Source organism: Glutamicibacter sp., from assembly GCF_032154645.1.
Taxonomy (GTDB): Bacteria; Actinomycetota; Actinomycetes; order Actinomycetales; family Micrococcaceae; genus Glutamicibacter.
Window position 1 is genome coordinate 209,419 of sequence record NZ_JALDXV010000001.1, and the last position, 24,812, is coordinate 234,230.

Annotated in this window: 22 protein-coding genes and 1 pseudogene; 15 read left to right on the forward strand and 8 right to left on the reverse strand. The window is 56.8% G+C overall.

Features of this window, described 5'->3' with window-relative positions:
• From RUH64_RS00955 to RUH64_RS00965, 3 genes are read left to right on the forward strand one after another with little or no spacing between them, the layout of a single operon-like run.
• Window positions 1-597, forward strand: coding sequence for an isochorismatase family cysteine hydrolase (locus tag RUH64_RS00955; protein WP_313810620.1), 597 nt, complete (start codon window positions 1-3; stop codon window positions 595-597).
• A gap of 35 nt (window positions 598-632) precedes the next feature.
• Complete coding sequence (locus RUH64_RS00960) at window positions 633-956, forward strand: hypothetical protein (protein ID WP_313810621.1); 324 nt, start codon at window positions 633-635, stop codon at window positions 954-956.
• 8 nt (window positions 957-964) lie between these two features.
• The gene (locus RUH64_RS00965; protein ID WP_313810622.1) at window positions 965-2,779 is read left to right on the forward strand and encodes a thiamine pyrophosphate-requiring protein; all 1,815 of its coding nucleotides are present in this window, start codon (window positions 965-967) and stop codon (window positions 2,777-2,779) included.
• A gap of 180 nt (window positions 2,780-2,959) precedes the next feature.
• Here RUH64_RS00965 and RUH64_RS00970 read toward each other — a convergent pair.
• The 4 genes and pseudogenes from RUH64_RS00970 to RUH64_RS00985 all read right to left on the reverse strand — a co-directional run.
• Window positions 2,960-3,967 (reverse strand): annotated as a pseudogene (locus tag RUH64_RS00970) (APC family permease); the annotation flags it as partial.
• Window positions 3,968-4,153: 186 nt separating this feature from the next.
• On the reverse strand, window positions 4,154-4,609 hold the full coding sequence (locus tag RUH64_RS00975; RefSeq protein ID WP_313810623.1) for a YetF domain-containing protein: 456 nt from the start codon (window positions 4,607-4,609) through the stop codon (window positions 4,154-4,156).
• Entirely contained in the window at window positions 4,609-5,145 is a 537-nt protein-coding gene (locus RUH64_RS00980; protein ID WP_313810624.1) for a hypothetical protein, read from the reverse strand. The genes RUH64_RS00975 and RUH64_RS00980 overlap by 1 nt, the downstream gene beginning before the upstream one ends.
• Window positions 5,146-5,537: 392 nt before the next feature.
• Window positions 5,538-5,861 (reverse strand): hypothetical protein, encoded by a 324-nt coding sequence (locus tag RUH64_RS00985; RefSeq protein ID WP_313810625.1) that lies wholly within the window; start codon window positions 5,859-5,861, stop codon window positions 5,538-5,540.
• A gap of 792 nt (window positions 5,862-6,653) precedes the next feature.
• On the opposite strand from RUH64_RS00985, the gene RUH64_RS00990 reads away from it, so the two are divergent.
• Both RUH64_RS00990 and RUH64_RS00995 read left to right on the forward strand, forming a co-directional pair.
• Window positions 6,654-6,809: a hypothetical protein gene (locus tag RUH64_RS00990; RefSeq protein ID WP_313810626.1), complete on the forward strand. Its 156-nt coding sequence runs from the start codon at window positions 6,654-6,656 to the stop codon at window positions 6,807-6,809.
• 122 nt (window positions 6,810-6,931) lie between these two features.
• Window positions 6,932-8,020 (forward strand): YbdK family carboxylate-amine ligase, encoded by a 1,089-nt coding sequence (locus RUH64_RS00995; protein WP_313810627.1) that lies wholly within the window; start codon window positions 6,932-6,934, stop codon window positions 8,018-8,020.
• 92 nt (window positions 8,021-8,112) lie between these two features.
• Here the strand turns inward: RUH64_RS00995 and RUH64_RS01000 are convergent, their stop codons facing one another.
• Complete coding sequence (locus RUH64_RS01000; protein ID WP_313810628.1) at window positions 8,113-8,301, reverse strand: CsbD family protein; 189 nt, start codon at window positions 8,299-8,301, stop codon at window positions 8,113-8,115.
• Between the two features lie 365 nt (window positions 8,302-8,666).
• Between RUH64_RS01000 and RUH64_RS01005 the strand changes: the two genes are divergently transcribed.
• Window positions 8,667-9,332 (forward strand): 4a-hydroxytetrahydrobiopterin dehydratase, encoded by a 666-nt coding sequence (locus tag RUH64_RS01005; RefSeq protein WP_313810629.1) that lies wholly within the window; start codon window positions 8,667-8,669, stop codon window positions 9,330-9,332.
• A 76-nt stretch (window positions 9,333-9,408) separates the two neighbouring features.
• Here the strand turns inward: RUH64_RS01005 and RUH64_RS01010 are convergent, their stop codons facing one another.
• The gene (locus tag RUH64_RS01010) at window positions 9,409-10,959 is read right to left on the reverse strand and encodes an alkaline phosphatase family protein (protein WP_313810630.1); all 1,551 of its coding nucleotides are present in this window, start codon (window positions 10,957-10,959) and stop codon (window positions 9,409-9,411) included.
• 385 nt (window positions 10,960-11,344) lie between these two features.
• On the opposite strand from RUH64_RS01010, the gene RUH64_RS01015 reads away from it, so the two are divergent.
• From RUH64_RS01015 to RUH64_RS01045, 7 genes are all read left to right on the forward strand, one after another.
• The gene (locus RUH64_RS01015) at window positions 11,345-13,078 is read left to right on the forward strand and encodes an ABC transporter ATP-binding protein (RefSeq protein ID WP_313810632.1); all 1,734 of its coding nucleotides are present in this window, start codon (window positions 11,345-11,347) and stop codon (window positions 13,076-13,078) included.
• Entirely contained in the window at window positions 13,079-15,163 is a 2,085-nt protein-coding gene (locus RUH64_RS01020) for an ABC transporter ATP-binding protein (RefSeq protein WP_313810633.1), read from the forward strand. It abuts the gene before it with no gap.
• Between the two features lie 183 nt (window positions 15,164-15,346).
• Window positions 15,347-16,264 carry a LysR family transcriptional regulator gene (locus RUH64_RS01025; RefSeq protein ID WP_313810875.1) on the forward strand — a complete coding sequence of 306 codons (918 nt, stop codon included), beginning with the start codon at window positions 15,347-15,349 and terminating at the stop codon, window positions 16,262-16,264.
• Between the two features lie 222 nt (window positions 16,265-16,486).
• Window positions 16,487-17,539 carry an FUSC family protein gene (locus tag RUH64_RS01030; RefSeq protein ID WP_313810634.1) on the forward strand — a complete coding sequence of 351 codons (1,053 nt, stop codon included), beginning with the start codon at window positions 16,487-16,489 and terminating at the stop codon, window positions 17,537-17,539.
• 299 nt (window positions 17,540-17,838) lie between these two features.
• Window positions 17,839-18,591, forward strand: coding sequence for an aquaporin Z (aqpZ, locus tag RUH64_RS01035; RefSeq protein WP_313810635.1), 753 nt, complete (start codon window positions 17,839-17,841; stop codon window positions 18,589-18,591).
• Between the two features lie 147 nt (window positions 18,592-18,738).
• Window positions 18,739-19,515, forward strand: coding sequence for a type II CAAX endopeptidase family protein (locus tag RUH64_RS01040; RefSeq protein WP_313810637.1), 777 nt, complete (start codon window positions 18,739-18,741; stop codon window positions 19,513-19,515).
• Between the two features lie 3 nt (window positions 19,516-19,518).
• Window positions 19,519-20,709, forward strand: coding sequence for an MFS transporter (locus tag RUH64_RS01045; RefSeq protein WP_313810638.1), 1,191 nt, complete (start codon window positions 19,519-19,521; stop codon window positions 20,707-20,709).
• Window positions 20,710-20,743: 34 nt separating this feature from the next.
• Here the strand turns inward: RUH64_RS01045 and RUH64_RS01050 are convergent, their stop codons facing one another.
• Window positions 20,744-21,592, reverse strand: coding sequence for a hydrolase (locus tag RUH64_RS01050; RefSeq protein WP_313810639.1), 849 nt, complete (start codon window positions 21,590-21,592; stop codon window positions 20,744-20,746).
• A gap of 126 nt (window positions 21,593-21,718) precedes the next feature.
• Here RUH64_RS01050 and RUH64_RS01055 point away from each other — a divergent pair, with 126 nt between their 5' ends.
• Together RUH64_RS01055 and RUH64_RS01060 are read left to right on the forward strand one after the other, a co-directional pair.
• Window positions 21,719-23,101 (forward strand): MATE family efflux transporter, encoded by a 1,383-nt coding sequence (locus RUH64_RS01055; RefSeq protein WP_396275965.1) that lies wholly within the window; start codon window positions 21,719-21,721, stop codon window positions 23,099-23,101.
• A gap of 100 nt (window positions 23,102-23,201) precedes the next feature.
• The gene (locus tag RUH64_RS01060; protein WP_313810642.1) at window positions 23,202-24,122 is read left to right on the forward strand and encodes a LysR family transcriptional regulator; all 921 of its coding nucleotides are present in this window, start codon (window positions 23,202-23,204) and stop codon (window positions 24,120-24,122) included.
• A 4-nt stretch (window positions 24,123-24,126) separates the two neighbouring features.
• Here RUH64_RS01060 and RUH64_RS01065 read toward each other — a convergent pair whose 3' ends face one another.
• Window positions 24,127-24,804, reverse strand: a complete 678-nt coding sequence (locus RUH64_RS01065; protein WP_313810644.1) for a TetR/AcrR family transcriptional regulator — start codon at window positions 24,802-24,804, stop codon at window positions 24,127-24,129.
• Between the last annotated feature and the right edge of the window lie 8 nt (window positions 24,805-24,812).

The following is a 24,812-nucleotide window of genomic DNA, read 5'->3' on the forward strand; positions in this document are numbered from 1 at the left end:
ATGTCCGTCCCCAGTCCCTTACGCTATCCGGCATTGGTGCTCATTGACCTTCAAGAAGGATTCTTTGAAACTCCGGCCCTCGCGCGGGAGCGAAATCGCTTGGTAGCGAACTGCAACTGGTTGATAGCGGCTGCCCGTGCGACTTCTACCCCTGTCATTAATGTGCGTACCGTGCATAAAAAAGACAAGTCCACATGGACCTTGAAAATGCTCGAAGACGACCAAGGGTATCTGTTTGAAAACACCAAGCAGGTGGCGAATCTTGAAGAACTCGACATTGAGGGCAGCGTTGAGGTGGTTAAACGGCGAGACAGTGCATTCTGGAACACTGAAATGCTCACCATATTGTTGCGTCACAGGATCAGCTCGCTGATCTTGGCAGGAGTTTCCTCAGAAACCTGTGTTTCAGCCACCGCGACGGATGCCTTCGCCGCCAATTTGGAGGTGGTGCTGGCTTGCGATGCATTGGCTGCGGAGGATGAAAGCTTCGAAGAGATGACGTTGAAATTTCTCAATGCTCAGTACCGGCAGGAACTGCGAAAGACCAAGGAAGTGGTTGCTGCGCTGTTCATGGTAGGTAACGAAATTCTCAAATGAATCTGTGTAACAAGACGCGAAGAGGAGATTCTACGATGACCTTGAATAATGAAGAATTTGAAAATGTCCGCCGCGACAGGGATGAAGACGAACCGTTGGACGGCCGCGACAGCCAGCCGAGCGAGGGTACCTCCGACGATGTGCAGTCGCTTGAATCTGATGACCCGTTGCACGGCGGTTCGGCAATACTTGATGACAACGACAGGGATCCGCTAGCACTTAATCCCGAGACATTGCAGGTAGAACCACTCGATGAACAGCGGACTATCGACGATGTCGAGCTGGAGGACGATCCCGGAATCGACGCTGAACGAGGTACTGATGCTTCTGATCGACGTGTTTCTCCGGATGCGGACTAGGGGATGACATGAAATTGCTCGTTGCCGATCACATGGTTTCACGGCTCAAGGACTGGGGAGTATCAAGAATTTTCGGCTATAGCGGCGACGGAATTAATACATTTCTCGCGGCCGTCAGACGTAGCGACATTCCATTTATCCAGGCCCGCCATGAAGAAGCGGCAGGGTTCATGGCGGTAGCGCACAGCAAGTTTGCCGCGGGGCAATTTGGGTTGAACGATCCGGAACCCAAGGTAGATTTCGGCGTCGTCGTCAGCACTCAGGGGCCCGGCGCCGTTCATCTGCTCAACGCACTCTACGATGCAAAACTGGACTCGGTACCTGTGCTGGCCATCGTCGGGCAACAGAGCAGGCCCTCCCTGGGCAGCGACTACCAGCAGGAAATCGACTTGGAGGCACTTTTTGCCGAGGTCGCCTGTTATCGAGAGGAAGTCGCCACACCTGTTCAAGTACGCCCGGTGATGGACCGCGCTATCCGAAGCGCATTGGCTAAGTCTGGGCCGGCAGTCGTCATTGTTCCACATGATGTCCAGCAGATGAGCTTGGACGAGCCAGATGGGGTGCATGCCCAAATTCCGACGGCCGCACTGTGGCAGCCTCCACGTACGACAGCTCCCGATGCGCAGATCAAAGAAGCCGCCGCCTTATTGGACGCTTCCCGGCGGATTGCCTTCCTTGTTGGTCAGGGAGCACGGCATGCCCAGGAGGAAGTGGGACGACTAGCCCGCCACCTAGATGCCGCCATCGTGACGAGCCTTTTGGGAAAACCCTATGTTGATGAGTCATCATCGATGGCTGCGGGCGTGATGGGTCATCTGGGGACGACAGCAAGTGCGGCAGTGCTCAGTGAATGCGATGCGCTGCTGATTATCGGATCGAACGACCCGTGGACAGAATTTTATCCGGCGCCGGATCAGGCACGGGCTGTGCAGATTGATATGTCTGCCGCGCGTTTGGGAAACCGTTATCCGATTGAGGTTGGTCTGGCAGGGGAAGCGGCCGCCACATTGCGGGAACTCCGGGCAAATTTGGCAGGAGAGCCAGGGCATCGAAGAGACTGGCGTAATCGAGTTCAGCACCATGTGGCGAATTGGCATCAGCTGCGTCGACAAAGGGCAACCATACCTATGAACGGAGTGAACCCCGAGGCGTTGGTTGCCGAGCTATCGTCACAGCTGCCCGAACGAGCTCAGATTGCGATGGATGTGGGAAGCTGCGTGTATTGGTATGCTCGGCAACTATCGTTGCCACCGAAGGCATCGGCACATCTTTGCAGCACCCTGGCCAGCATGGGCGCCGGTGTCTCCTACGGGCTAGCGGCCAAGCTTCTCCACTTGGATCGACCGACCATTGTTTTGGCCGGGGATGGCGGCATGCAGATGTCTGGGCTCGCCGAGTTGATCACCGTGGCGGATCGATGGCGGCAATGGGAGGATCCCCGGTTCGTGGTTTGTGTGTTGGCAAACAAGGACCTAGCCGAGGTGAGTTGGGAACAACGCGAAACCGAAGGGGAGCCGCGCTTTGAACAGAGTCAGCGGCTTCCACGTTTCTCATATTCCCAGTACGCCAAGATGTTGGGTCTAGTTGGCGTAGAAGTGCAACCTGGCGAGGATTTAAAGGATATGTGGGCTTTGATATTAGCCGAGCACCGGCCGGTGGTACTAGAAGTTCACACCGATCCAAATACGCCGCTACTGCCTCCGCACGCCAGCGACAAACAACTTGAATTAATGATGTCTGGATTACGTGCAGAAAATAATCTCGAAGGCCTAGACCTCCTGCGCCAATACGTTGAATTGGAACGCAGCATCGCAGGAAGTTAGCTCCGAATTGATTTCCGCGACAGGTATTCAGCCTGCGCGCATCAGCTTCCCATACCGATCAAATGATCGCGCGTCTGCGGCGCGACGAGGAGAAGAGACGCGTACTAAAGTGCAGGAGCACGCCTACGACGATCAGTAGGCCTGCGCGGAGCCAAACTGCCGCGTCCTGCTGTGACATTAATAGAAGACAGGAAGCCAACCCAAGATAGGGGATAGGCAAAGCCACTGTGAAGTGGCGATGATTTACATTGTCTTTTCGCAAAACGATCGCCGCAAGGTTGGTGCTCAAGAAGACAAACAACAGTAGAAGTACAACTGTCTTGGCTAACGTCGCTAGATCTCCGGTGATCGTCAGTGCCATGGCTACAAGCGTTGTAGCTGCGATGGCAACCCAGGGCGTACCTCGATTTTTGAGTACTTTTCCCAGTGCTACAGGTAACAAATGCTGTTTTGCCATGCCATAGGCTAGCCTGCTGGACATGATCATTGTCAACAGCGCACCGTTGGCAACCGCTACCAATGCGATAATGCTGAACAGCGATTCAGGAACCGCAAAACCCGTAGCTGCGACAACATCAAGTAATGGGCTGGATGACCCGGCGAGTTCTCCCGTATCTATTGCAATAGACGACAGTACTCCAAGAGCAGATAGATGATGCCCGCCGTGAGCAGGGCGGCGAATAATGCTCTCGGATAAACCTGCGGTGCATCGATCACCTCCTCGGCGACGTTTGCCGATACCTCAAAACCGACGAACGAATAGTAGGCCAACAAAGATCCAGCCAAAATAGCCGATACTGGTGTGGTCTCTTGAGGAAAATCATTGAGTCGCGAAATTTCGCCATTGCCGGTTCCCACAAAAACTGCTGCCGCGATGATCACCAGCAGCAAGCCTGTCAGCTCTATTGACGTCATGACCACGTTGGTCTGCACAGATTCTTTGATGCCTCGTGCATTTAGCAATGCCACCAAAGCTAAAAACCCCAAGGCCACCGGAATATTGGGTGCATCGAAAAATGTAGAGAGATAATCGCCGGCGAATGCAATGCTCAAACCTGCGGCGCTGGTCACTCCAGCGGCCAACATGCAAAAACCAACCACGAACGATATCAGGGGCGATCTGAAAGCTCGCTCAGCAAAAAGTGCGGCGCCTCCGGCTTGGGGGGTACTTGCTGACGAGTTCCGCATAAGAGGCTGCGGTAAGGGCCGATAGTACCAGCGCCATGAGCAATGGAGCCCAAACAGCACCGTCAGATTCTGCCGCGACCTCGCCAACTAGGGCGTAAATTCCAGCCCCCAATACGCCTCCGAGGATGAAAAGGTAGAGTAGGGCCCCTGTGATTTTTCGTTTAAGTTTGCCTTGCGATTCCTTATTCACGATGTCGCTTCCGCTTCTGAGGTGAAGAATGAAACTTTGCCGTTGGCTTCCAGTATCGCTAGGCGTATCGAACTGTATTCTTCAATGCCGGCTTGGCGGGCAAGCATGCTCAACTCATCGAGACCAATGCGCTCGTGGTGCAACGCTTTGCGGTCAAGGAGTCCATCTCGAATCAGGACGATCGGGCGACCTTGAGTAAGTTTTCCCAACCTCGGCCACCGTACGTTGAGATAGGCAAGAAGTACCGCCATCGAGATCATGGTGAGTACGGCAAGTAGATTTCCGGTGAGCGACCGATCCTCCATCGTAATGCCCTGCTGCACCAAATCGCCAAGCACAATGAATAGCACTAACTCGAAGGAACTGAGTTCTCCAAGGGTTGACCGTCCTGCGGCTCGAGTAACGAGCCAGAGAACTATAAAGGCGATGGCTGCTCTGATGACAATTTCCATTAGGGGACCCTCCATGTCACAACCGGAATCTCGATCTTCTCCAAACCTGACTGCACCTGAATGATTCCTGGCGTGTGGAAGTCCCATTGGTCCGAGGCACGCCCGGTAATTCGAATTACGGTTTCACGCGCGTTTTTTGGAGCCGAAAGCGTGAATGCCACAGTACCCTCACCATCAGCCGTTTGTGATTCTGGGTCCGGGAACACCGCGAGATCCTCGAAGAACTTCATATACTCTTCGGTCAAATACACAGTGAGTTGTTTTGGCAATGGGTTTTGAGAGGAAACCCGAATTTCGAGTTCAACTTCATTACCTGCCCTGGCAACGCTTTGATATTCAACTTCGACCGACTGCCCCGAGGCCTCAGCTGTTCTTGTAGCTTCGCGGTCGAAAAGTCCGACGAGAGCAGCAATGATGAATCCGGCAACCACAACAAGAGTTACCAAGCTCATCGTGCGGCGTCCTTTATTCTGCTCTTCTGAGATAACGTCTTTCAGCGTTGAATTGGAAACGTCTGCGTTGAAAATGGTTCGCATGGAGTCGCCTTGTCCTTGATATCAGCACGCTAACCGTGAGATGTGCCAGACTTGTGGAAACAACGGAGTTTCATAGACTACCTTCAGCCAGACGAGAAAAGGACCATCCGAAGGATATCGAAACCGAAAATTCTGTTTCCTGCCACGCTCGCACAACGATCTGCCGTTCGTCGTTTCTGTTGGACACATTGTCATTGAACCGCGGCCAGTTTAACTAGCAATGGGGTGATGACCACGAGCCGGAAATTGCAAGTATGTGTTAATCGGTGCTAATACGGCGGATTAGAAATCATTGAATTATGTTTCGACTAGGTCGCTGTTGTGTGCTCGAAACGACGTGCAAAGTGATTCGGGGTGAACCTTGAACAGCGCAGTTCACCCCGAATCATTGACTAGTTGACCAGCGTGCGATGATAGCTCGTGCGGACCAGATCCGCTGACACCTGGAACTCTGGAATAAAGTGAGCCACCGCGCTGTACTTCCAGTACTTGACCCTGAAAGTCACCCCGCCCTTTTGTGCGACTTCGTGCATGAACCTGTCAATGCGAAATTCAGAGTCGAGTAGGTCTACGGAATGCAGATTTTCATTGGGTTCGGAAACGTGAATGAACATTAGCTTTCCAGAACTCTGCTCCAGCATCGCGACGAGGACCGCCTGAGCGTGTAGCGAGACCAGGCCCATAACATCGTCGAGCAACTCATGTTCGGCAGCCATGACAATAGGCATACCCTGCTGCCAATTGTATTGGCAAAGGTAGTCTCGGCCTTCACGCGTTCCTATCAACTGTGCTACTCGCTGTGCCGTGTTGCTTCGGGCGTATCGTCCGGGCATGGGTTTACCTCCACTTGTTCGTAACCTTCAGAGAATGTCGTTCAGCCACGCTGCATCAAAGACGGAAACTAAAAGCCCTTTCCGCTTAGACAGGGTCGCAGAGTGTCTAATCAGCTTAGAAAACTTGACCTTCTAGGGGAATGATTTGGAGGGAATTCTCAAGGTTTTTCAACTTGGCAAAGGTTCATGATGTCTCGACCTATTCTTTTCTGATGCTCCGCTTACGACGGGCGTCGAACTTATCAGGCGTACCGGGCATAGATCTTAGGGAAAACGCATGTTAAACGCCGAAATATGTGCAAGTTGCAAACCATCAGGCCTTTACCCGGGGCTGAGATCTATGCTGAGCGTGGAGCATTCTAGTTGTTCTCTGCGGATAGTAACAGGGGCGATTTTTTTGTCGATTTTCGAGCGCATAGACCGAGAAATTGGCGAAGGCAAAAAATGTGCTCAACCGTCTCTGTAAGCAATGCTTAAAGAATGATGGGAACGAGTTTCGTTTGGGATTTGGTAACTGTACCGTCCAAGTCAGGCGTAGCTGATTTCTTGGTTGTGGGAACTTGGCGGAATCTGTTCGTCAGCTGAACAGGTCGAACAGACATTTGTGCTCGTTTCGTATGAATCGTGGAGCAAGCTGCGCTATTCCAAAATTAATCTTCAGAGGAGTGAAACGAAATGCACAAAGAAAAGCCCGACGAGAGCAAACGCTCATCGATAAATAGTGAAGAGCAGTTGAAAAACACGAATGAGAATCCCTTAACTGAAGAAGATCTGCTTCGTGAGCAAGAGGCCGAGTCGTTCCCTGCCTCTGATCCGCCAGCCAACTACTAGGCGGTCGGAAGGTTTAACGGGTCGTTGAATCTCTCGGTGGCAAGCGATGCCGCTGATAGAAGGTTGAGGCGGCAGAACGTCGGAATTTTCCCTGCCATCGGTGTCGAATCGTTAGGATTTCAATGAAACACACGTTCGGCATTGAGGAAGAGTACTTTCTCGTCGATGCGAAGAGTTACTTTCCGACTCCCGTCCCCACCTCGCTTCGGCGAGAGTTATCAGCGATTCAGTCTGCTGGAACGAGTGTTCAATCTGAGTTGTTAGAGTGGCAGCTCGAAGTGGTGACGGACATTTTTCATAGACGGTGCGATGCACTGGAAGCATTAGTTGAGCGCCGCCAGAAAATGGATGCGATTTGTCGAAGTGAGGGCTACCTATTACTGGCAGTTGGAACACCAGTAATTCTTCCCCGGCAGAGAAAAGTTACCCATTCGGACAGATACGACCAGATTCATCGATTCGTTCCTGGAATCGTTCGAGATCACTTTATTAGTGGGCTTCATATTCATATTGGGATACCTGATGTTTCTGTCGGAATAAGAGCAATGAATGTGCTCAGGTTATGGTTGCCCAAATTGGCTGCAATAAGTGCTAATTCTCCGTTGTGGGATGGTGAGCTGTCAGGGTTTGAATCATGGCGCACCGTACATTACCGACGGTGGTCGGTCATCGGAATCCCTCCAGCGTTCGTAGACGTCGAACACTATAAAGCACATCGAGAGGCGATCTTATCGACGAGCGCTCTCTTGGACAGCAGACACATAGGATGGGCGGTGCGACTATCTGAACGCCATCCCACCATCGAGATTCGTGTGGCTGATTCTCAATTGACGGCCGGGGAATCTGTCGCTTATGCGGTGCTTGTGAGAGCGTTAGTTGAATCGGCATTGGAGAAGCATGTGCCGATGTTGTCGCCGCATGAAGAACTGCTGGATCTCAGCTTGTGGCAGGCTGCGAAGTCGGGGCTCATGTGGCCCCATTATGACAGTCTTTCTGGTCGTTTGCTGGACGCGGAAGGAATTACCTCTTCACTACTCGAATTCACAGGCCAAAAACTGGAATGTCACGGCGACTTTGACTACGTTCAGAGCTATTTTGCGGCCTTACATCGCCGAGGGAACGGTGCTCAGCGACAGCGGCTGAGCTGGGAACAGGGCGGTGTCAACCTGGTCGCAGAGGTCGCTGCGGAGCAATTCGCTGCCGATCTGTAAAGGACCAGAACCGCGGGGCGGAATCTAGGATGTTCCGCCCCGCAATTCTGGCTATCAGCCTTGACTAAAAACTGTCGCCGCGTCCTAAACGATTATTTATCGTCGGTCGCGTCCTTGAACGCGTCTTTTACGTTCTCGGCTGCTTGCTTTGTTTTGGCAGCCGCTTGGTCCTTCAAGCCTTCAGCCTGAAGTTTCTCGTTGTCAGTAGCCTTTCCGGTTTCTTCTTTGACCTTGCCTGATACTTCTTGCGCTTTGTTCTGAATCTTGTCTCCGAGACCCATCGTGCCCTCCTAACATGGTTGATTCTTTCAACTGCAAGATTCAACATACAGATCTAAAAACCACGGACCCCTGAGGCGGAAAATTGTCTGGAAGAAGTTTGTTAATAGCATGAGAATTTTTGAGTCAATTGCGCACATTTCAGTTAATTGTTATAGGGAAACTTGCTTCGAGTTAATGATATTTGGTCTATGAATAACTCATATTCTCGATGCGCAGGTATCTACCCTATGATTCGCTACTACACGCCATCAGTCGAAAATCGGTGCTTCGTGGAGGCTGGACAAATTCAATCACTACTAATCTTGTGGAAACTATTGAACGTTGGTTGCTGATGCTGGCACGCTGGGTGCGAAAGGAGCCTCCCATGCCTAACAACGACGTGATCACGCAGGATGAGTTGAACACCTATCTCAAGGAATTACCGCACTGGAGAGAACTTCCCGGCGCGATTGCCACCGTTTACCAAACGAGGACGGCCGCCGAAGCCATCGAACTTTTCAGCGATATCGCTGGCGCCGCCGAAATGGACAACCATCACCCCGATGTCGATTGGCGCTACAACCTGATCTTCGTCACCACTAGCTCGCATGATGTTGGCGGCCAGATCACCACGCGAGATATCGCGTTGGCCAGCAAGATTTCCGAGCGCGCCGAGGCGCTGGGAGCCAAGCCTCGCATCGATTTGATCGGCACCGTGGAAATTGGCATCGACACCGGTAATCCCGAGGCCATCGCCTCGCAGTGGGCGGCAGGGCTGGGGTACAAGTTCCTGACGGACGGAAGTCTGGCAGACCCCAACAGGCGCCGACCTGCCATCTGGTTTCAGGAGACGCGGACGCCGAATGACAACCGATTGCACCTTGACGTTTGGTTGCCCGACTCAGAAAGCCAGCCGGTGCTTGCCGAACTTGAAGCTTCGGGAGTCGGAGCCGACGCCGAAAGTGCGCCGGCGTTCACCGTCATTACCGACAGCCAGGGGAACAGGTTCTGCATCTGCACCGAAGCCGGACGTTGGCCCGACGCGGGTTAGTTGTCGTTCGTCGCTTCTGCCGCAACGGGAAAGGCATCCAGTTTAATGAGCGGTCATTGAACTGGGTGCCCTGTCTTTATTTGGCAGTCAACGTCACCTGGTCAATTGTCCAGAACGCAGAGTTGGTTCCGGTGTAATGGAAGGAAAGCTGTGCCCGCTTGGCCTTCTCGGGAATTTCCAGCTCTATGTTCTCGACTCCATTGAAATCTTGAGTGTAGGACCTTGCCAGCACGGGTGCGGTCCCGTCGAAGCTGACGAGTACCTGCGCCGATTGTGGACCGTCGATCTTGTAATTTGAGGCAAATGTCAGCACGGCCTTCTTTGCACCATTGACCTTGTATTTCGGGCTGATCAGCGTTGAATCGAATTGACCGGCCGCATGGGACTTGTCGTCCCACTCGTCGGAATCGGCCACCGCAAAAACATTGCGATTGTGCACGCTGGTCTCACGACCCTGATTGTTGTCGGTATTGCTCCAGAACTCGTCCGTGCTAAATGACCATCCGCTCCACTCGGCAACTCCGCCGGTCGGCATTTTGGAGTTGTCGATGCTCCAACCGGCAGGAATGTTGGTGGTCCACCCCTTGAGCGCGGTGCCCAGTTTCGTTTCATCGACTGCTGACTTTAGTTCGCTGCGTAGTGCATCAAAGTCATCGGGCTGAATGGAATTGATCGGAAGGCCATCAAGACTCCACCTTGAATCGATGTCAACTGACTGGTGATCGAGCACTGTCGGCGCGATATCAGTGATCTTGACGTCCTTGCGTTCGTTTCCTGCCGGGAACTTTTTGCCGTTGGCAATAACGAAGGTGGCGCGTTCGCGAGGGCTGCTGCCGCCATGCCCGCCGTTCGGGGTATGGCCGTGATCGGCGGTGACAATGACCAGCCAGTCTTCCTTTGCGAACGATTCACGTTCATGTACAGCCTGCAGGATTTGGCCTACCTGCGCGTCTGCGGTGGCGTGGGCCTTGGTGTAAGCCGTCGAATCGCTGCCGCTATTGTGACCAGCGCCGTCGATCTCATCCAGGTGGATGAAGGTGCTGTCTGGGTTTCCGTTCTTGAGGTAGTCCACTGCCTTGGCTGTGGTACCGGCGTCGTTGCCTCCGCTCAGCTTCAGGTCGGCTCCCTGCTTGAAGATGATGTCGGGGATCGGACCCCAGGTGCCAATGACCATCGTCGAGTTCTGTGGTTTCTGGTTCTCGATGCGCGTCAGGTAATCGGGATACTGTTCGTAATTCGGGTTCGTGAAGTTATTGTCCACTGCCTGATGCTTGTCGGGCCAGACGCCGGTAGCAATGCTGGACCATCCGGCTCCTGAAACCGTGGGAGCCATCGGACTCGCGTAAAGGTTTGAGCTGGAAACCATGCCGCCGTCTGCGAGTGCTGAAAGGTTTGGGGTGTTTGACTCATTGATCTGGGACAGCGCGGCGCCATCCAACCCGATGACCAAAGTTTTCTTCTTGGTGCTCCCGGAGGGCAGGCCGTTGTAGTCGGCGGCTGATTTCTTGGGCGCTGCATGAACCGAAAGATTGCTTGTCGCCGGTGCGGTGACGGCTGCGGGCGTAATGACTGCCAGTGCTAGAACGGATGCTGCGATTGACGTCTGCAAGCGCGAGGATGATTTCACGATGTTGCTCCAACTTCTTAGGAAGGGATGCCCATCGAGAACCGACGGGCTAGGACTATGGTGCCTGCTGCCCGAGTGGTAATTTCGGTGTTTCCTGCTCTTGTGTAGACAAGTTCCGAGAGAATTAATCGCTACGCAATTCCGTGTTTGAAGTTCCTGCGCAGTGTTTGCCTGCAGGTTGATTGGAATTTAAAAACTTGTTTGTACCAGTGGGTTATATCAGGAGAGAAATTCCACGAATTTCACCGATTGGCAAAAATCAATCGCAAGGATGACTTCTCTTGTCGGTGGATGCGATTAGACTTGCTATCGCTCTTGACTTGTTGCGCCTTTAAAACGAAGGTCAACGACGGTTGGGAGTCCGATGCTAGCGAGGACTATCCACATGCTTCTAAAGCTGATCCTTAAACATTCAAAACCCTATACGGCATGGATTATTGTCGTGGTCATCCTGCAGCTGGCCACCACCATGGCCACCCTGTATCTGCCAAGCTTGAACGCGAAGATCATCGACGTCGGTGTGGTCACCGCCGACGTCGGATATATCTGGCGCACCGGCGGCCTCATGCTGCTGGTCGCGCTGGTCCAGGTCATTACCGCGGTCGGCGCCGTGTATTTCGGTGCCAAGACCGCCATGAGCGTGGGCCGCGATGTGCGCCAGGCGGTGTTCGAGAAGGTCTCCACCTTCTCCGCCCAGGACGTCAACAAGTTCGGTGCAGCCACCCTGATCACCCGCGGCACCAATGACGTGCAGCAGATCCAGATGCTGACCCTGATGACCCTGAACTTCATGGTCAACGCCCCGATTATGTCCATCGGCGGCGTGATCATGGCCATCCGCGAAGACCCGGGGCTGTCATGGCTGGTCTGGGTCTCCGTACCTGTAGTCCTGCTGGTCGTCGGCCTGATTGTGGTCAAGCTGATGCCGCTGTTCCGCGACATGCAGGTGCGCATCGACGGCATCAACGGCGTGCTGCGCGAACAGATCACCGGCATCCGCGTGGTCCGCGCCTTCGTGCGCGAGGACCACGAAACCGAGCGTTACGCGGATGCGAACGAGAAGCTGACGATCTTGGGCATCAAGGTCGGCAACCTGTTCGTGCTGATGTTCCCCGCCATCACCATGATCCTGCATCTGTCCACCGCGGCGGTGCTGTGGTTCGGCGGTCACCGCGTGGACAACGGCGATGTCGAGGTTGGCGCGCTAACGGCCTTCCTGCAGTACCTGCTGCAGATCCTCATGGCGGTCATGATGGGCACCTTCATGGCGATGATGGTCCCGCGCGCCATGGTCTCTGCTGACCGCATTTCCGAGGTCCTGGACACCGAACCGAGCATGCTCGACGCGGAGGACAGCGACGTTCTGCTGCCGCAGCCGGGCACCGTCGAGTTCCGCAATGTCACCTTCGGCTACCCGGGCGCCGAGGCGCCGGTGCTGTCGAATATCTCCTTCACCGCCAAGCCGGGGCAGACCACGGCGATCATCGGCTCCACGGGTGCCGGCAAGACCACCCTGCTGAACCTGATCCCGAGGCTCTACGACGCCACCGAGGGGGAGATCCTGATCGGCGGGCGGCCGCTGCGCGAGCTGGGACGCGAAACCATTTCGCAGAACATCTCCTCCGTCCCGCAGCGCCCGTACCTGTTCTCCGGAACCATCGCCAGCAACCTGCGCTTCGGCGCGCAGCAGGCCAGCGAGGACGAGCTCTGGGATGCGCTGAAGGTAGCCCAGGCTGCGGACTTCGTCAGCGAACGCGACGGCCAGCTCGACTCAAAGGTCTCGCAGGGCGGCACCAACGTCTCCGGCGGCCAGCGCCAGCGCCTGTGCATCGCCCGCGCGCTGGCTGCCAGGCCGAAGACCTACCTCTTCGACGATTCATTCTCCGCGTTGGATGTGAACACCGATGCCAAGCTGCGTGCAGCCCTGGTGGAGCCGACCAAGGACGCGGCGGTGATCATCGTGGCGCAGCGCGTCTCAACGATCACCAACGCAGACCAGATCCTGGTGCTGGACCACGGCGAGATCGTCGCCCGCGGCACGCACGAGCAGCTGCTGGAAAGCTCGGAGACCTACCAAGAAATCGTGACTTCACAGCTCAGTGCGGAGGAGGTGGCCTAAATGGCAAAAAAACCTGAACAGAACACGGCGCCGGCGCTGGACGCCGAGCTGGCAGACGTCGACGAGTTCGACGCGGCCGCAGGTTCCGACGACTGGAGCGGCGGGGCGCCGGTGCGCAAGGCGCAGCACTTCTGGCCTTCGGCCAAGCGCCTGATCGGACTGATGTCCCCCTACAAGTTGGGCATGGTCGCGGTCTTCGCCTTGATCACCGTGTACGTGGTGCTTTCGGTGGTGGCTCCGCGAATCCTCGGCAAGGCGATGGACGTCATCTTCGCCGGCTATGTGGGTTCGCAGATGCCTGCCGGAGCGCCGGCGGACGTGGTCATTGAGCAGCTGCGCAACTCCGGCCAGGGATCCCTGGCTGACATGCTGACGCGGGTGGACTTCGTGCCGGGAGAAGGCATCAACTTCTCCCTGCTCTCGCAGTACATCCTCATTGTGCTCTCCATGTACTTCATCGCCTCGCTGTTCTCGTGGGCTTCGGGCTGGCTGCTGAACCGCCTGGTGATGCGCGTGGTCTACAAGCTGCGCCAGGATGTGGAAACCAAGCTCAACCGCCTGCCGCTGAACTACTTCGACACCCGTCAGCGCGGCGACCTGCTCTCGCGCGTGACCAACGATGTGGACAACATCCAGAACGCCCTGCAGCAGGCCCTGAGCCAGTTGGTGCAGTCGATCATGACCGTCATCGGCATCGTGATCATGATGTTTGTGGTGTCCTGGCAGATGGCGCTGATCGCCCTGGTCGCGCTGCCGCTGTCAGCGGCCGCCGCGGGCATCATCGGTTCGCGCGCGCAGAAGCTGTTCACCGCCCAGTGGAAGAACACCGGTGCGCTGAACGGCCAGATCGAGGAGTCCTTCTCCGGCCACGAGCTGATGAAGGTCTTCGGCCGCGAAGAGGACATGGTCCAGCGCTTCACCGACCGCAACGAGGAGCTGTACAAGGCAAGCTTCGGTGCACAGTTCGTTTCAGGCATGATCATGCCGGTAATGAACTTCATCTCCTACCTTGCCTACGTGGGCATCGCGGTGGTCGGCGGCCTGCGCGTGGCCTCCGGCGCGATGAGCCTGGGCGACGCCACGGCGTTCATCCAGTACTCGCGCGAGTTCACCCAGCCGCTGGGGCAGATCGCCGGCGTGGCGAATATGCTGCAGTCGGGCGTGGCCTCCGCCGAGCGCACCTTCGAGCTGCTCGATGCAGAGGAACAGGATCCGGAGGATGCCAGCGAGCAGCTTCCGGAGCGCGCCGACGGCCACGTGACCTTCGAGAACGTGAGCTTCTCCTACACCCCGGACAAGCCGCTGATCGAGAACCTCTCCTTCGAGGCGGATCCCGGGCACACCGTGGCCATCGTCGGTCCTACCGGCGCGGGCAAGACCACGCTGGTGAACCTCGTGATGCGCTTCTACGAGCTGAACTCCGGACGCATCACCCTGGACAACGTGGACATCACCAAGATCACCCGCGCAGACCTGCGCTCCAAGGTGGGCATGGTGCTGCAGGATGCGTGGCTGTTCGGAGGCACCATCATGGAGAACATCCGCTACGGACGACTGGACGCCACCGATGAGGAAGTCATCGCCGCGGCCAAGGCCACCTTCGTGGACCGCTTTGTGCGTGCGCTTCCCGACGGCTATGACACCGTCATCGACGAAGAGGGTACGAACGTTTCGGCGGGTGAGAAGCAGCTGATCACGATCGCCCGAGCCTTCGTGGCGAACCCATCGCTGCTGATCCTGGATGAGGCGACCTCATCGGTGGATACGCGTACCGAGCTGTTGGTGCAGCAGGCCATGGCCGCGCTGCGCAGCGACCGCACCAGCTTTGTGATCGCCCACCGCCTCTCAACCATCCGCGATGCCGACACCATCCTGGTGATGGAGGCCGGCAAGATCGTTGAGCAGGGCAACCACGCAGAGCTGCTGAAGACGCAGGGCGCCTACTACCGCCTGTACCAATCGCAGTTCTCCGGTCCGGCAGAAGATGTGGATGCAAATCCTGCCACCGCGGCCATTCCTGCCGCCACCGGTGGAATTCCTGTGGTCTCGGCCCCTGCCCCGGAGGCAGAGGACAAGACCGAGTAATTCGTTGGGGCCTTGATGCTTGGCTTGTGCCGATCATCAAGGCCCCTTTTGCAACAATCCGAATTCCTTACTATCACTTATTCGCTAAGTGATAGTAAGGAATTCTTTTGCTATCACTTGGCTCCCGCGCTATAGGTCATCGATGGCGCTACCTGAAGCAGAAAATGATGCAATGGAGCCATGATGCTTAGACAGCTGGAGTACCTCGTTGCATTGGCCAATGAGCGGCACTTCGCACGTGCCGCCGATGAATGTTCGGTCTCCCAACCTGCATTATCCGAAGGAATCCGCAAGCTTGAAAAGGAACTTGGGACCCCGTTGGTCCGCCGTGGTCATGCGTTTCAAGGGTTGACCGTGGAGGGCGAGGCAGTCCTCAAGTGGGCGCGCAAGCTGCTGAAGGATCAGGAATCGCTCAAGCAGGAAATCTCATCGCTTCAGGGCGGGCTGAGCGGAACCCTGCGCGTTGGAACGGTTCCCGCAGCTTCGTCGACGGTAGCCACCCTCACCGACAGGTTTGCCCGGGTACATCCCGAAGTGAACATCAAGGTGCAGGCCAGCCTGCACTCGGTTGATATCGCTCGTCAGATCAGAAATTACGAGCTCGATGCCGGCCTGATCTATGCGGAGCCTCAGGACCTTGGAGGCTTGCGGGTCTACCGACTTTACGCAGAAGAACATGTGCTGCTGACGACTCCGGGCATGATTGACCCGGATGTTGCAATTGCATGGGAGGAGGCCTTGAAGCTGCCTCTGTGCCTGCTGGATTCTTCGCTGCGTGGGCGCCAGGTGCTTGACGAAAAATTGAAACAGTCGGGAATGAAGGTTTCGCCGCGCATTGAATGTGATTCCATCGTGACCTTGCTGGCGCATGTGTCCACTGGACACTGGGCAAGCATCGTGCCGCAGCAGTGGTTGCCGCCCTTGGGGGAGCTTCCTGGAATCGTCATCACGAAGCTGGACGCGCCGGAAGTGACCTCGCAAATTTCGCTCGTCATGGAAGACAGCGCTCCCTTAACACTGATGTCACAGGCATTAACAAAAATTATTCTTGAGACGTTTCCGCAATCCGAAATTACGTTCAGTAGGCATGATAACCAATAGTTATTGAGCTATTGCTTGTAATTGTTGGACGTAATCAAACAACTTCCTCGACCCTAGTAACAGGCCCGCATTCGCCAATGAATGAGCGGTGCCGATGTATGCCGGGGAGAGAATCGTGGAAATAAGAAGTGCATTACTGCCAAGCGGCCCAAGGGGTGGACACTCGCAGCCAAGCGCCGCGTCGAACCGGAACGCGTTCTGATGACCAGCGGACATTCGCCCATGCCTGCAGCTGGACCCACGTTCAAGACACGATTGGGTTCGCTGGCTGACTGGCAGCACTTCATCATTTCCCACAGCCCTGAAGTTCGGCCTGCGCTGAGAGTTGGAATGGGACTCGCCATCCCGGGAATGCTACTGCTACTCATGGGGCGCACCGACCTCATGGCCTATGCGGTCTTCGGATCGGTGGTAGGCATGTATGGGCGCAACCCGCACCGGCTGCTGCGCCTGAAGAACCAGGTGTTGGCCGCAGCTATGATGCTTGGAGCCGGAACCTGCGGCATCATTGTCGCCCCGTTTGGCCTGCAGGGGTGGCCGCTTCTTGCCGGAGGAATGTTCTGGGCCGGCTTCAGTTCCATCATTGCCGACCGCTACGGGCTCAAGCCCGGCGGCGCGTTCTTCCCACTCTTCGCCTTCGGCGCCCTGGGCACCCTGCCGGTGGGAGAGGGGCCGGCAGTGGACGGGTTGGCGGCCTTCGTCGCCACCGCGCTGTTCAGCATCCTGCTTGGACAGTTGGCCCGTTTTGGGCCTGCCGCAGAGCATGGCATCGAAACGGTAGCCTTCCCCTGGCCGAACGTTCTGCGTCGTGCCGGTACCTATATGGTGGTTGTCTTTCTGGCGGGCGCCATTGGCATCCTGCTTCAGGTGGAGCATCTGCAGTGGACCATGGCGGGAGCCGCCGTTCCCCTGGCTGCAGGCAATGCGCGCGGAAGGCTGCGTCGAGGCGTGCACCGCATCGCCGGAACGCTGGTCGGCATCGGCGTGCTGTTGGGCATTTACTATCTACAGCCAAGCGATATGGTTCTCGGGTTTCTGATCATCCTGCTGATGTTCCCAACCGAGGCGTACATGGTGCGCAACTACGGTCTGGCGCTCAGCTTCTTCACGCCGTTGATTATCGTGATGCTGCAGCAGGCGAATCCAGCGATCGGTGCGCAACTGATCTGGGATTGTGCCATGGGCAACCTGCTCGGTGTAGTGGTGGGCATCGCGGCCGCCGCCATTTTCGACCGCCGTCCGCGAACCCAATATGCCGGCGGGGCCGTCGGCTGATCCATTGCCAACGCGGGGGCCACTGCATATTGTGGAACTCTACATAGGACGACGAATGATTCTAGAACTAAAACGTTCAGATAGAAGTAAGAATTCGTACGTCTAAACGTGGCCTTGTGAGTACGTTGGCCAAGAATAATCGGCACAGAACAGGGGAAATATTACTTCGAATTAGTTTCATGAGTTATTTTATGGTGAGTTTCACTCTAATTTTCGCCCCTAGGTAGACAAAATGGGCCATGGCTAGAGAATAATAAGTACGTGCACTCGCTCAAAACCTTGAGGAAAGGAAACGCAGCATGTCAGACACCGCGGCACCGTCAACCGGTGCAAAACTCTCAGCAGAATTCTTAGGAACTTTCGTTCTTGTCTTCGGAGGCTGTGGCGCAGCAATCTTCGCCGCCCAGGTCCTCGCCGATGGACCGATCAACATGGGCATCGGATTCCTCGGCGTTGCGCTTGCCTTCGGTCTAACCGTGCTGGTCATGGCCTACGCAGTGGGACACATCTCCGGCGGCCACTTCAACCCAGCTGTCACCGTGGGTACAGCTATCGCAGGCCGCACCCCATGGAAGGACGTTCCTGCCTACATCATCACCCAGATCATTGCAGCCTCGGCTGCCGGCGCGGTGCTGTTCGTGATTGCCAGCGGCAAGGACGGGTTCAACGCGGTTGAGTCCGGCTTTGCGAGCAACGGCTACGGCGACCGTTCCCCTGATGGCTACTCCCTGCTGGCAGGTCTGGTCGCTGAAATCGTCTTGACCGCGATCTTCCTCTACGTCATTCTTGGCACCACCGACCGCCGTGCGCCAAAGGGCTTTGCCCCGCTGGGTATAGGTCTGTCACTGACCCTGATTCACCTGGTCTGCATCCCGATCACCAACACCTCCGTCAACCCAGCTCGTTCGCTGGGCGTTGCATGGTTCGCAGGTCCAGAAGCACTGGGCCAGGTATGGCTGTTCCTTGTGGCTCCGATCATCGGCGCCGCCATCGCAGGCTCCACCTACAAGCTCCTGTTCCCAGATGTGGTGACCGAGCGCGTAGCAGCATAAGCACCTTACAGCCGCGCACCGCGCAGCTAGATCAAGCAAGCCTCGGACCTGTCGGCAACGACAGGTCCGAGGCTTGCTTGTTGTTGAATATAGCCAGGCTAAGCGTGGACTGGGGAAACGAACAGGCAAGCCAGCTAGGCTAGAAGCATGCATCAGCCGCCGCCATACCCGAATTACTACCAGCCGGCTCCGCGGCGCAAACAACGAGTCTTCGATGCGGGCAGGTTCACCCGCGGAGATCTGCTGACGGTCATCGCCTATATCCTGTTCTTCATACTTGGCGGAGCTTCGCTGATCGGGCTGATCCCCGGCTATATGCAAGCCTTCGCCACCGCAGAACAGGCGTTGTTCGGAATCAACCTGATCCTGTACGTCACCTTCTTCATCCTGGCGATGATCCAATGCGGCCCCCAGTTCTTCGAGTCCTTCAAAACCATGCGCTACCACCCGGTGGCGAAGTGGCTCATGCTTCCCGGCGGCTGGTTCCTGACCATCATGTCCACGGGACTGATCTCGGCGCTGCTGGGCCAACTGCAGACCAGCGAAAATCAGCAGGCGCTGGAAGGCATGTCGCACGCGGTGCCGCTGCCAGTCATGCTGGTGGTCACGGCGCTCTTCGGGCCCTTTGTCGAGGAATACTTCTTCCGGCACCTGCTGATCGGAAAACTCTCCCGCAAGCTCAACGTCTGGGTCTGCGCAGCAATCTCGGTGGTGCTGTTCATGAGCATCCACTTCGTGGGGGCGGGCGTGGGCAACTGGACCGAGGTGGTTCCCTACGTAATGCTGGGCATCATGATGTCCGTGGCCTACATCCTCTCGGGCAAGTCGATGGCCTATTCCTACATGCTGCACGTCATCAACAACACCGTGGCGCTGCTGATGGTCTACCTGGTGTACCCGCTGCTTCCATCCCAAGGCATCTAACCCGTGCCTTTCACCGGACACGAACCTCACACCCCCGCCTACAGGGGCATGCTGTGGGCACTGTTTGCCGGTGGCGTGGCGACCTTTTCCCAGCTCTACGCGGTGCAGGGCCTGCTGCCGGTCATTGCGCAGAACTTCGGGGTCTCCTCCTCCGACGCGGCGCTGACGGTGTCGGCGGCGACCTTCGGGCTGGCGCTGGCGGTCACTCCGTGGGCCATCGTCTCCGATGGGATCGGGCGGCGGCGGGTCATCAGCATCGCGCTGGTTTCCTCGGTCGTGCTCGGCCTGCTGTGTGCACTTGCCCCGAGCTTTCAGATGCTGGTGGCGCTGAGGTTTCTTGAAGGGCTGGCGCTGGCGGGCGTTCCAGGCAGTGCCTTGGCGTTTCTGGCAGATGAGGTCAGTGCGCGGGCCGTGGCGGTAGCCAGCGGAACGTATATCTCAGGCACCACCCTGGGTGGATTAGCTGGACGCCTGGTGGCAAGTTTCGTCGGGGAACCCGCAGGGTGGCGCTGGGGCGTCGCGGCGGTCAGCCTCATGGCCGCCTGCGCTGCGGTGTTCTTCCTGGTCAAGGCTCCCCGGGCGCAGGGCTTCACACCGATTCGGAACCGCAGCCTTGGCTCGATTGCAGGGAAGTTCGCTCAGGCATTCCGCGGCAAGACGGTTCTGGTGTACGCCCAGGGTTTTCTGCTCATGGGTGGATTCGTCGCGGTGTACAACTACTTGGCATTCAGGCTCGAAGCCCCGCCTTTTCTGATTCCTACCTCCTGGGCCGCGCTCGTGTTCTTGGCCTATTTGTCGGGGACCTACACCTCGGTGGCCAGCGGGCGTTTGGTGGCGAAGCTCGGGAGGATGAATACGCTGCGGTTAAGCATCCTTGTCAGCTTTGCCGGACTCCTGCTGACCCTGAGCAGCAATTTGCTGCTGATCATTTGCGGACTATTGATCTTCACCGCCGGGTTCTTTGCCGCGCATGCCGTGGCCAGCGGCTGGGTGCCGGTGCTGGCGGTTGATGCGAGAGCGCAGGCGGCAAGCTTGTACAACCTCTTCTACTACGTAGGTTCCTCAGTGCTGGGGTGGCTGATCGGCATTCCGTTCATGAACAACGGCTGGTCTATGGTCGTTCTCTGCGTTGCAGGGCTGCAGGTTATTGCCTTGGTCCTCGCTTCGTTCTTGAGTCCAAAAAACGCTAAATAGCCATTTCAACATCAATATTCCGCATAGGGAATATTTAGGTGAGGGCGTCGAATTCACCCGAAACCCAACGGGCATAGCGTTCCGCCGAAAACTGCACCACCTGCTGGGCATCGCTGGGGACGACACCGGAGAAATTGTTGTACAAACGATCAAAGGTCCAGCCGCCAACCTGGGCGGCGATCCGACGGACTACCGCGGCCGAGAGCGGAATGCGATTGGGGTAGCTGCGCAGGAAGGTGACATTGCCGTCCGCCACGGGGAAGATCGCATCGCCTGCCAATAGGACTCCCCGCCCTTCGGCTCCCTTGTCCCACACCGCGACGGTGCTCCCTCGGAAGTGGCCTCCCACCTGATGCAGCCAGATTCCTTCGGTGATTTCAAAGGGCTCGTCCCACTGCACGATGGCATCGGATGAATACTGCACCCACTGGAGGTCTTTGCTGGCAATGAAGACCGGCGCACCGTCGAAGGCACGGCTGTATTGCTGCTGCACCCCGTACATGTGCGGATGGCTGGCAACGATGCCCAACAGCGGACCGCGTTCGCGGATGTAGTCCACGGCGGAGTCAGTGATGATTCCGGGAACGTCGAAGAGCAGGCACCCGGCCGCGGTTTCAACCAGCAGCGCGCTTTGCCCGATGCCGATCTCATGGCAGGTCAGCGCAGTCAGCCCCGGCTCCAGGTGGGTGAACTCCAGTGTGTGCCCGGCGGCCACCAGCTCTTCGGTGCTCACCCAGCGCTGGGTTCCACCCGGAATGTACTGGCGTTCGTCGGCGCAGATCGGGCAAAGGCCGGTGGGGCGTTGACCCGGAGGAAATTCCACTGCGCACCCGGCGCACTGCCAATGCACGATTTCAGGCACCGCTGCTGACTGATCGGCCATGTCGTCCTTCCGGCAGGCGGGGGTTGAGGGGTGAAAACCTGCGCATGGCCCGATCCTAGTTGCTGAACCGCAGGCGTGGAAGAGTCGATCGCTGAACATCCATGAGGTTGGATCCCATCCAGCGAGATGAAATGGTGTTCGACTTTCCAGCTTCGTAGAGTTAACTGCGTGACTTCATCAACGCCCGCCGCATCTACCCGCAGTATCCCACGCCAAATCCTTGCCCTGGCCATCCCGGCGCTGGGCTCATTGATTGCCGAACCGCTCTTCCTGATCGCCGATTCGGCGATCGTCGGGCACCTGGGAGTCGCCGAACTGGCAGGTGCCGCGCTGGGCACCACGGTGCTGCAGACCGCGGTGGGCCTGATGATTTTCTTGGCCTATGCCACCACCCCTGCGGTAGCCCGAGCCTTGGGCGCTGGCCAACCGGGCAAGGCCATGGCTGCAGGGCGCGACGGCATGTGGTTCGCCGTCGTGTTGGGCATTGTTTTGACCGTTCTGGGCTATTTCACCGCAGAGTCGCTGGTGGCTGCCATGGGCGGTGAAGGCGACACCGCAAGGTTCGCCGTGGACTACATCCACTACTCGCTGCCCGGCTTGACTGCCATGCTGCTGGTGCTTGCAGCCACCGGCGTGCTGCGCGGCATGCACGATACCAAGACGCCGCTCGTAGTTGCCACCGCAGGCTTCGGTTTGAACATCGTACTGAATTTTGCGCTCGTGTACGGGCTGAATATGTCGGTCGCCGGCGCGGCGTTGGGTACGTCGATCGCCCAGTGGATCATGGCCCTCGTGTACCTGTGGTTGATCCTGCCGCGGATCGTTAAACAGCACGTGTCGATCGCACCGAGCTGGTCAGGGTTTATCTCCACCGGGCAGGTCGGGTCTTGGCTGATGCTGCGCAACCTGAGCATGCGTGCAGCGTTGCTGCTGACAGTCGTGGTGGCAACCAATGCAGGCGAACTGACCTTGGCGGCGCACCAGCTGGTCTTCACGATCTTCTCCTTCCTTGCCTTTGCGCTGGATGCGCTGGCCATTGCCGCTCAGGCAATGATCGGCAAGGAACTGGGCAAGGGGGATGCAGAGCAGGTTCGAAAACTCACCGCAATCATGAACCGTTGGGGTGTCTACTTCGGCATTGCCACCGGGCTGTTCCTGCTGGCCACCGCCTGGGTCTTCCCGATGATCTTCACTACCGACGAGCAGATTAGGGCCCTGACCACCTCGGGGCTGTGGATACTTGCGCTGTCCCAGCCGTTGTGTGGATTGGTCTTCGTTCTTGATGGCGTGCTCATCGGTGCAGGAGATGCCCGCTACCTGGGCCTGGTGAGCGTGCTGAACCTCGCCGTCTATGCGCCGATGCTGTGGGCGGTGCAGGAGTTCACGCACGATCCGCAGACTTCGCTGCTGTGGATCTGGGTGTCCTTCGCCCTTGGCTACATGGCCATGCGTGGACTGACCCTTTACCTGCGCGCCCGCCGCACCGCGTGGATGCGATTAGGCGTCTAGTCCAGTTGTGTTCTCGAACGGTCCGTCAACCATAAAACTGATTTCAAGATGAATCTTAGTAATTGCATCAACCGAAAAGATGTAAACCTATAATCTGATCATGGACATCACCCTGACACAGTTGCGCTATTTCAGCGAAGCCGCCTCGCGTTTATCGATGACTGCAGCCGCCGAGCGGCTCAATGTCGCCCAGTCGGCGGTTTCGAGTGCTGTGGCGCAGCTGGAGAAGCAAATAGGATCCCAGCTTTTTATCCGTCAACGGTCCAAGGGCCTTCTTCTGACCCAGTCTGGCGAGCTGTTCCTTAAAGATGCCAATTCGGTCTTGGCTCATTTAGAAGAAATTGTTGAAAATGCGCGTGGAGATCAGACGAGCTTGTCAGGGCTGGTTCGATTAGCGTGTTTCTCGACGCTGGCGCCCTTCCACATCCCTGACCTTGTCAATCGACTCAAGGCTGAGCATCCTGACCTGACCTTGGAGGTATTGGAAGCTGATGCGGAGGGTTGCGCACAAGCCTTGGGTGAAGGACGAGTGGATTTGGCACTGTGCTACGACCTTGGTTTGTCGGAAAATATCGCTACCAGCTCCGTGAGAACATCGCGCCCATACCTCGCGCTGCCCCCAAGTCACCGCTTGGCCAGGGAGAAAAGCGTGGAGCTGCAACAGCTGGCGGCTGATCCTTTCATTCTGCTGAATATGCCGCATAGCCGTGAGCTAATGCTGTCAATTTTGACCAATGCCGGTATTGAACCCAAGATCCGCTTCCAGTCGGCGAGCTATGAAACGGTACGCACCTTCGTTGCCCATGATCACGGGTACGCCATTTTGCATCAGCGACCAGCGCATCCTTATACCTACGATGGCAGCAGTGTAGCGATCGTAGAGATCGCAGACAAAGTTCCAGAGCTACAGACGGTGCTTGCTTATTTGGGATCGCAGCGTCCTACCGGACGCATGCGGGCGGTAGCCGCGGCGGTACATGCGCAGGTTGCCGAGCAGTCACAGATGCCGATGCAGCATTAGCCGTTCAGAATCGGATTCGCCACGAGTCAATGATTCGCTTAATAAGATGGCGTTGGTTCGAAGCCGTAAGGCTGTGGGGCTCAAGCATCGAGGTGATGTGCAGACCAACCATGACATTGATCAACTCACTGCAGCAGCTGTCGACAGAAAGACTGGAAGAAACTTCTCCTGCAGATTTAGCTTCTGCTAGGCACTGGATGATCTGCCGATTCCAGCGGTCAAGCGCCGAAGCGCCAATTCGCCGAAGTTGTTCATCGGTTTGGGCACGTTGCCAGAATGCAACGGCGACCTTAGCTTCTAGGACCGTCAATTCTTCGGCGGGAATGATTTCCAGACACATCGCCAACAGTGCTTCGAGGCTGCTGCGGCTTTCCAGCGCTTGATCGATACGTTCATTGGTACGCCGGCAGATCAGTTCGTAGGCCGCCACCAGCAGTTCACGCTTGTTAGCGAAATAGTGAGCGATGATCCCGGGGGTGGCGTAGCCGCACTCTGCAGAAATGTCCCGCATCGTAGCGTTCTCGATACCCTTGGTTGCGATGATATTCCAGGTGGTTTCGATGATGGCAACGCGTCGTTCTTCGTGGTCAACCAGTCGTGGCATAGGTTCTGAAGCTTTCCGCTGTGAGGGCCGAATAATGGGGCGACATGAGTTTGGTGGTGGGTACCTGTAGATACCCACCACCAAAC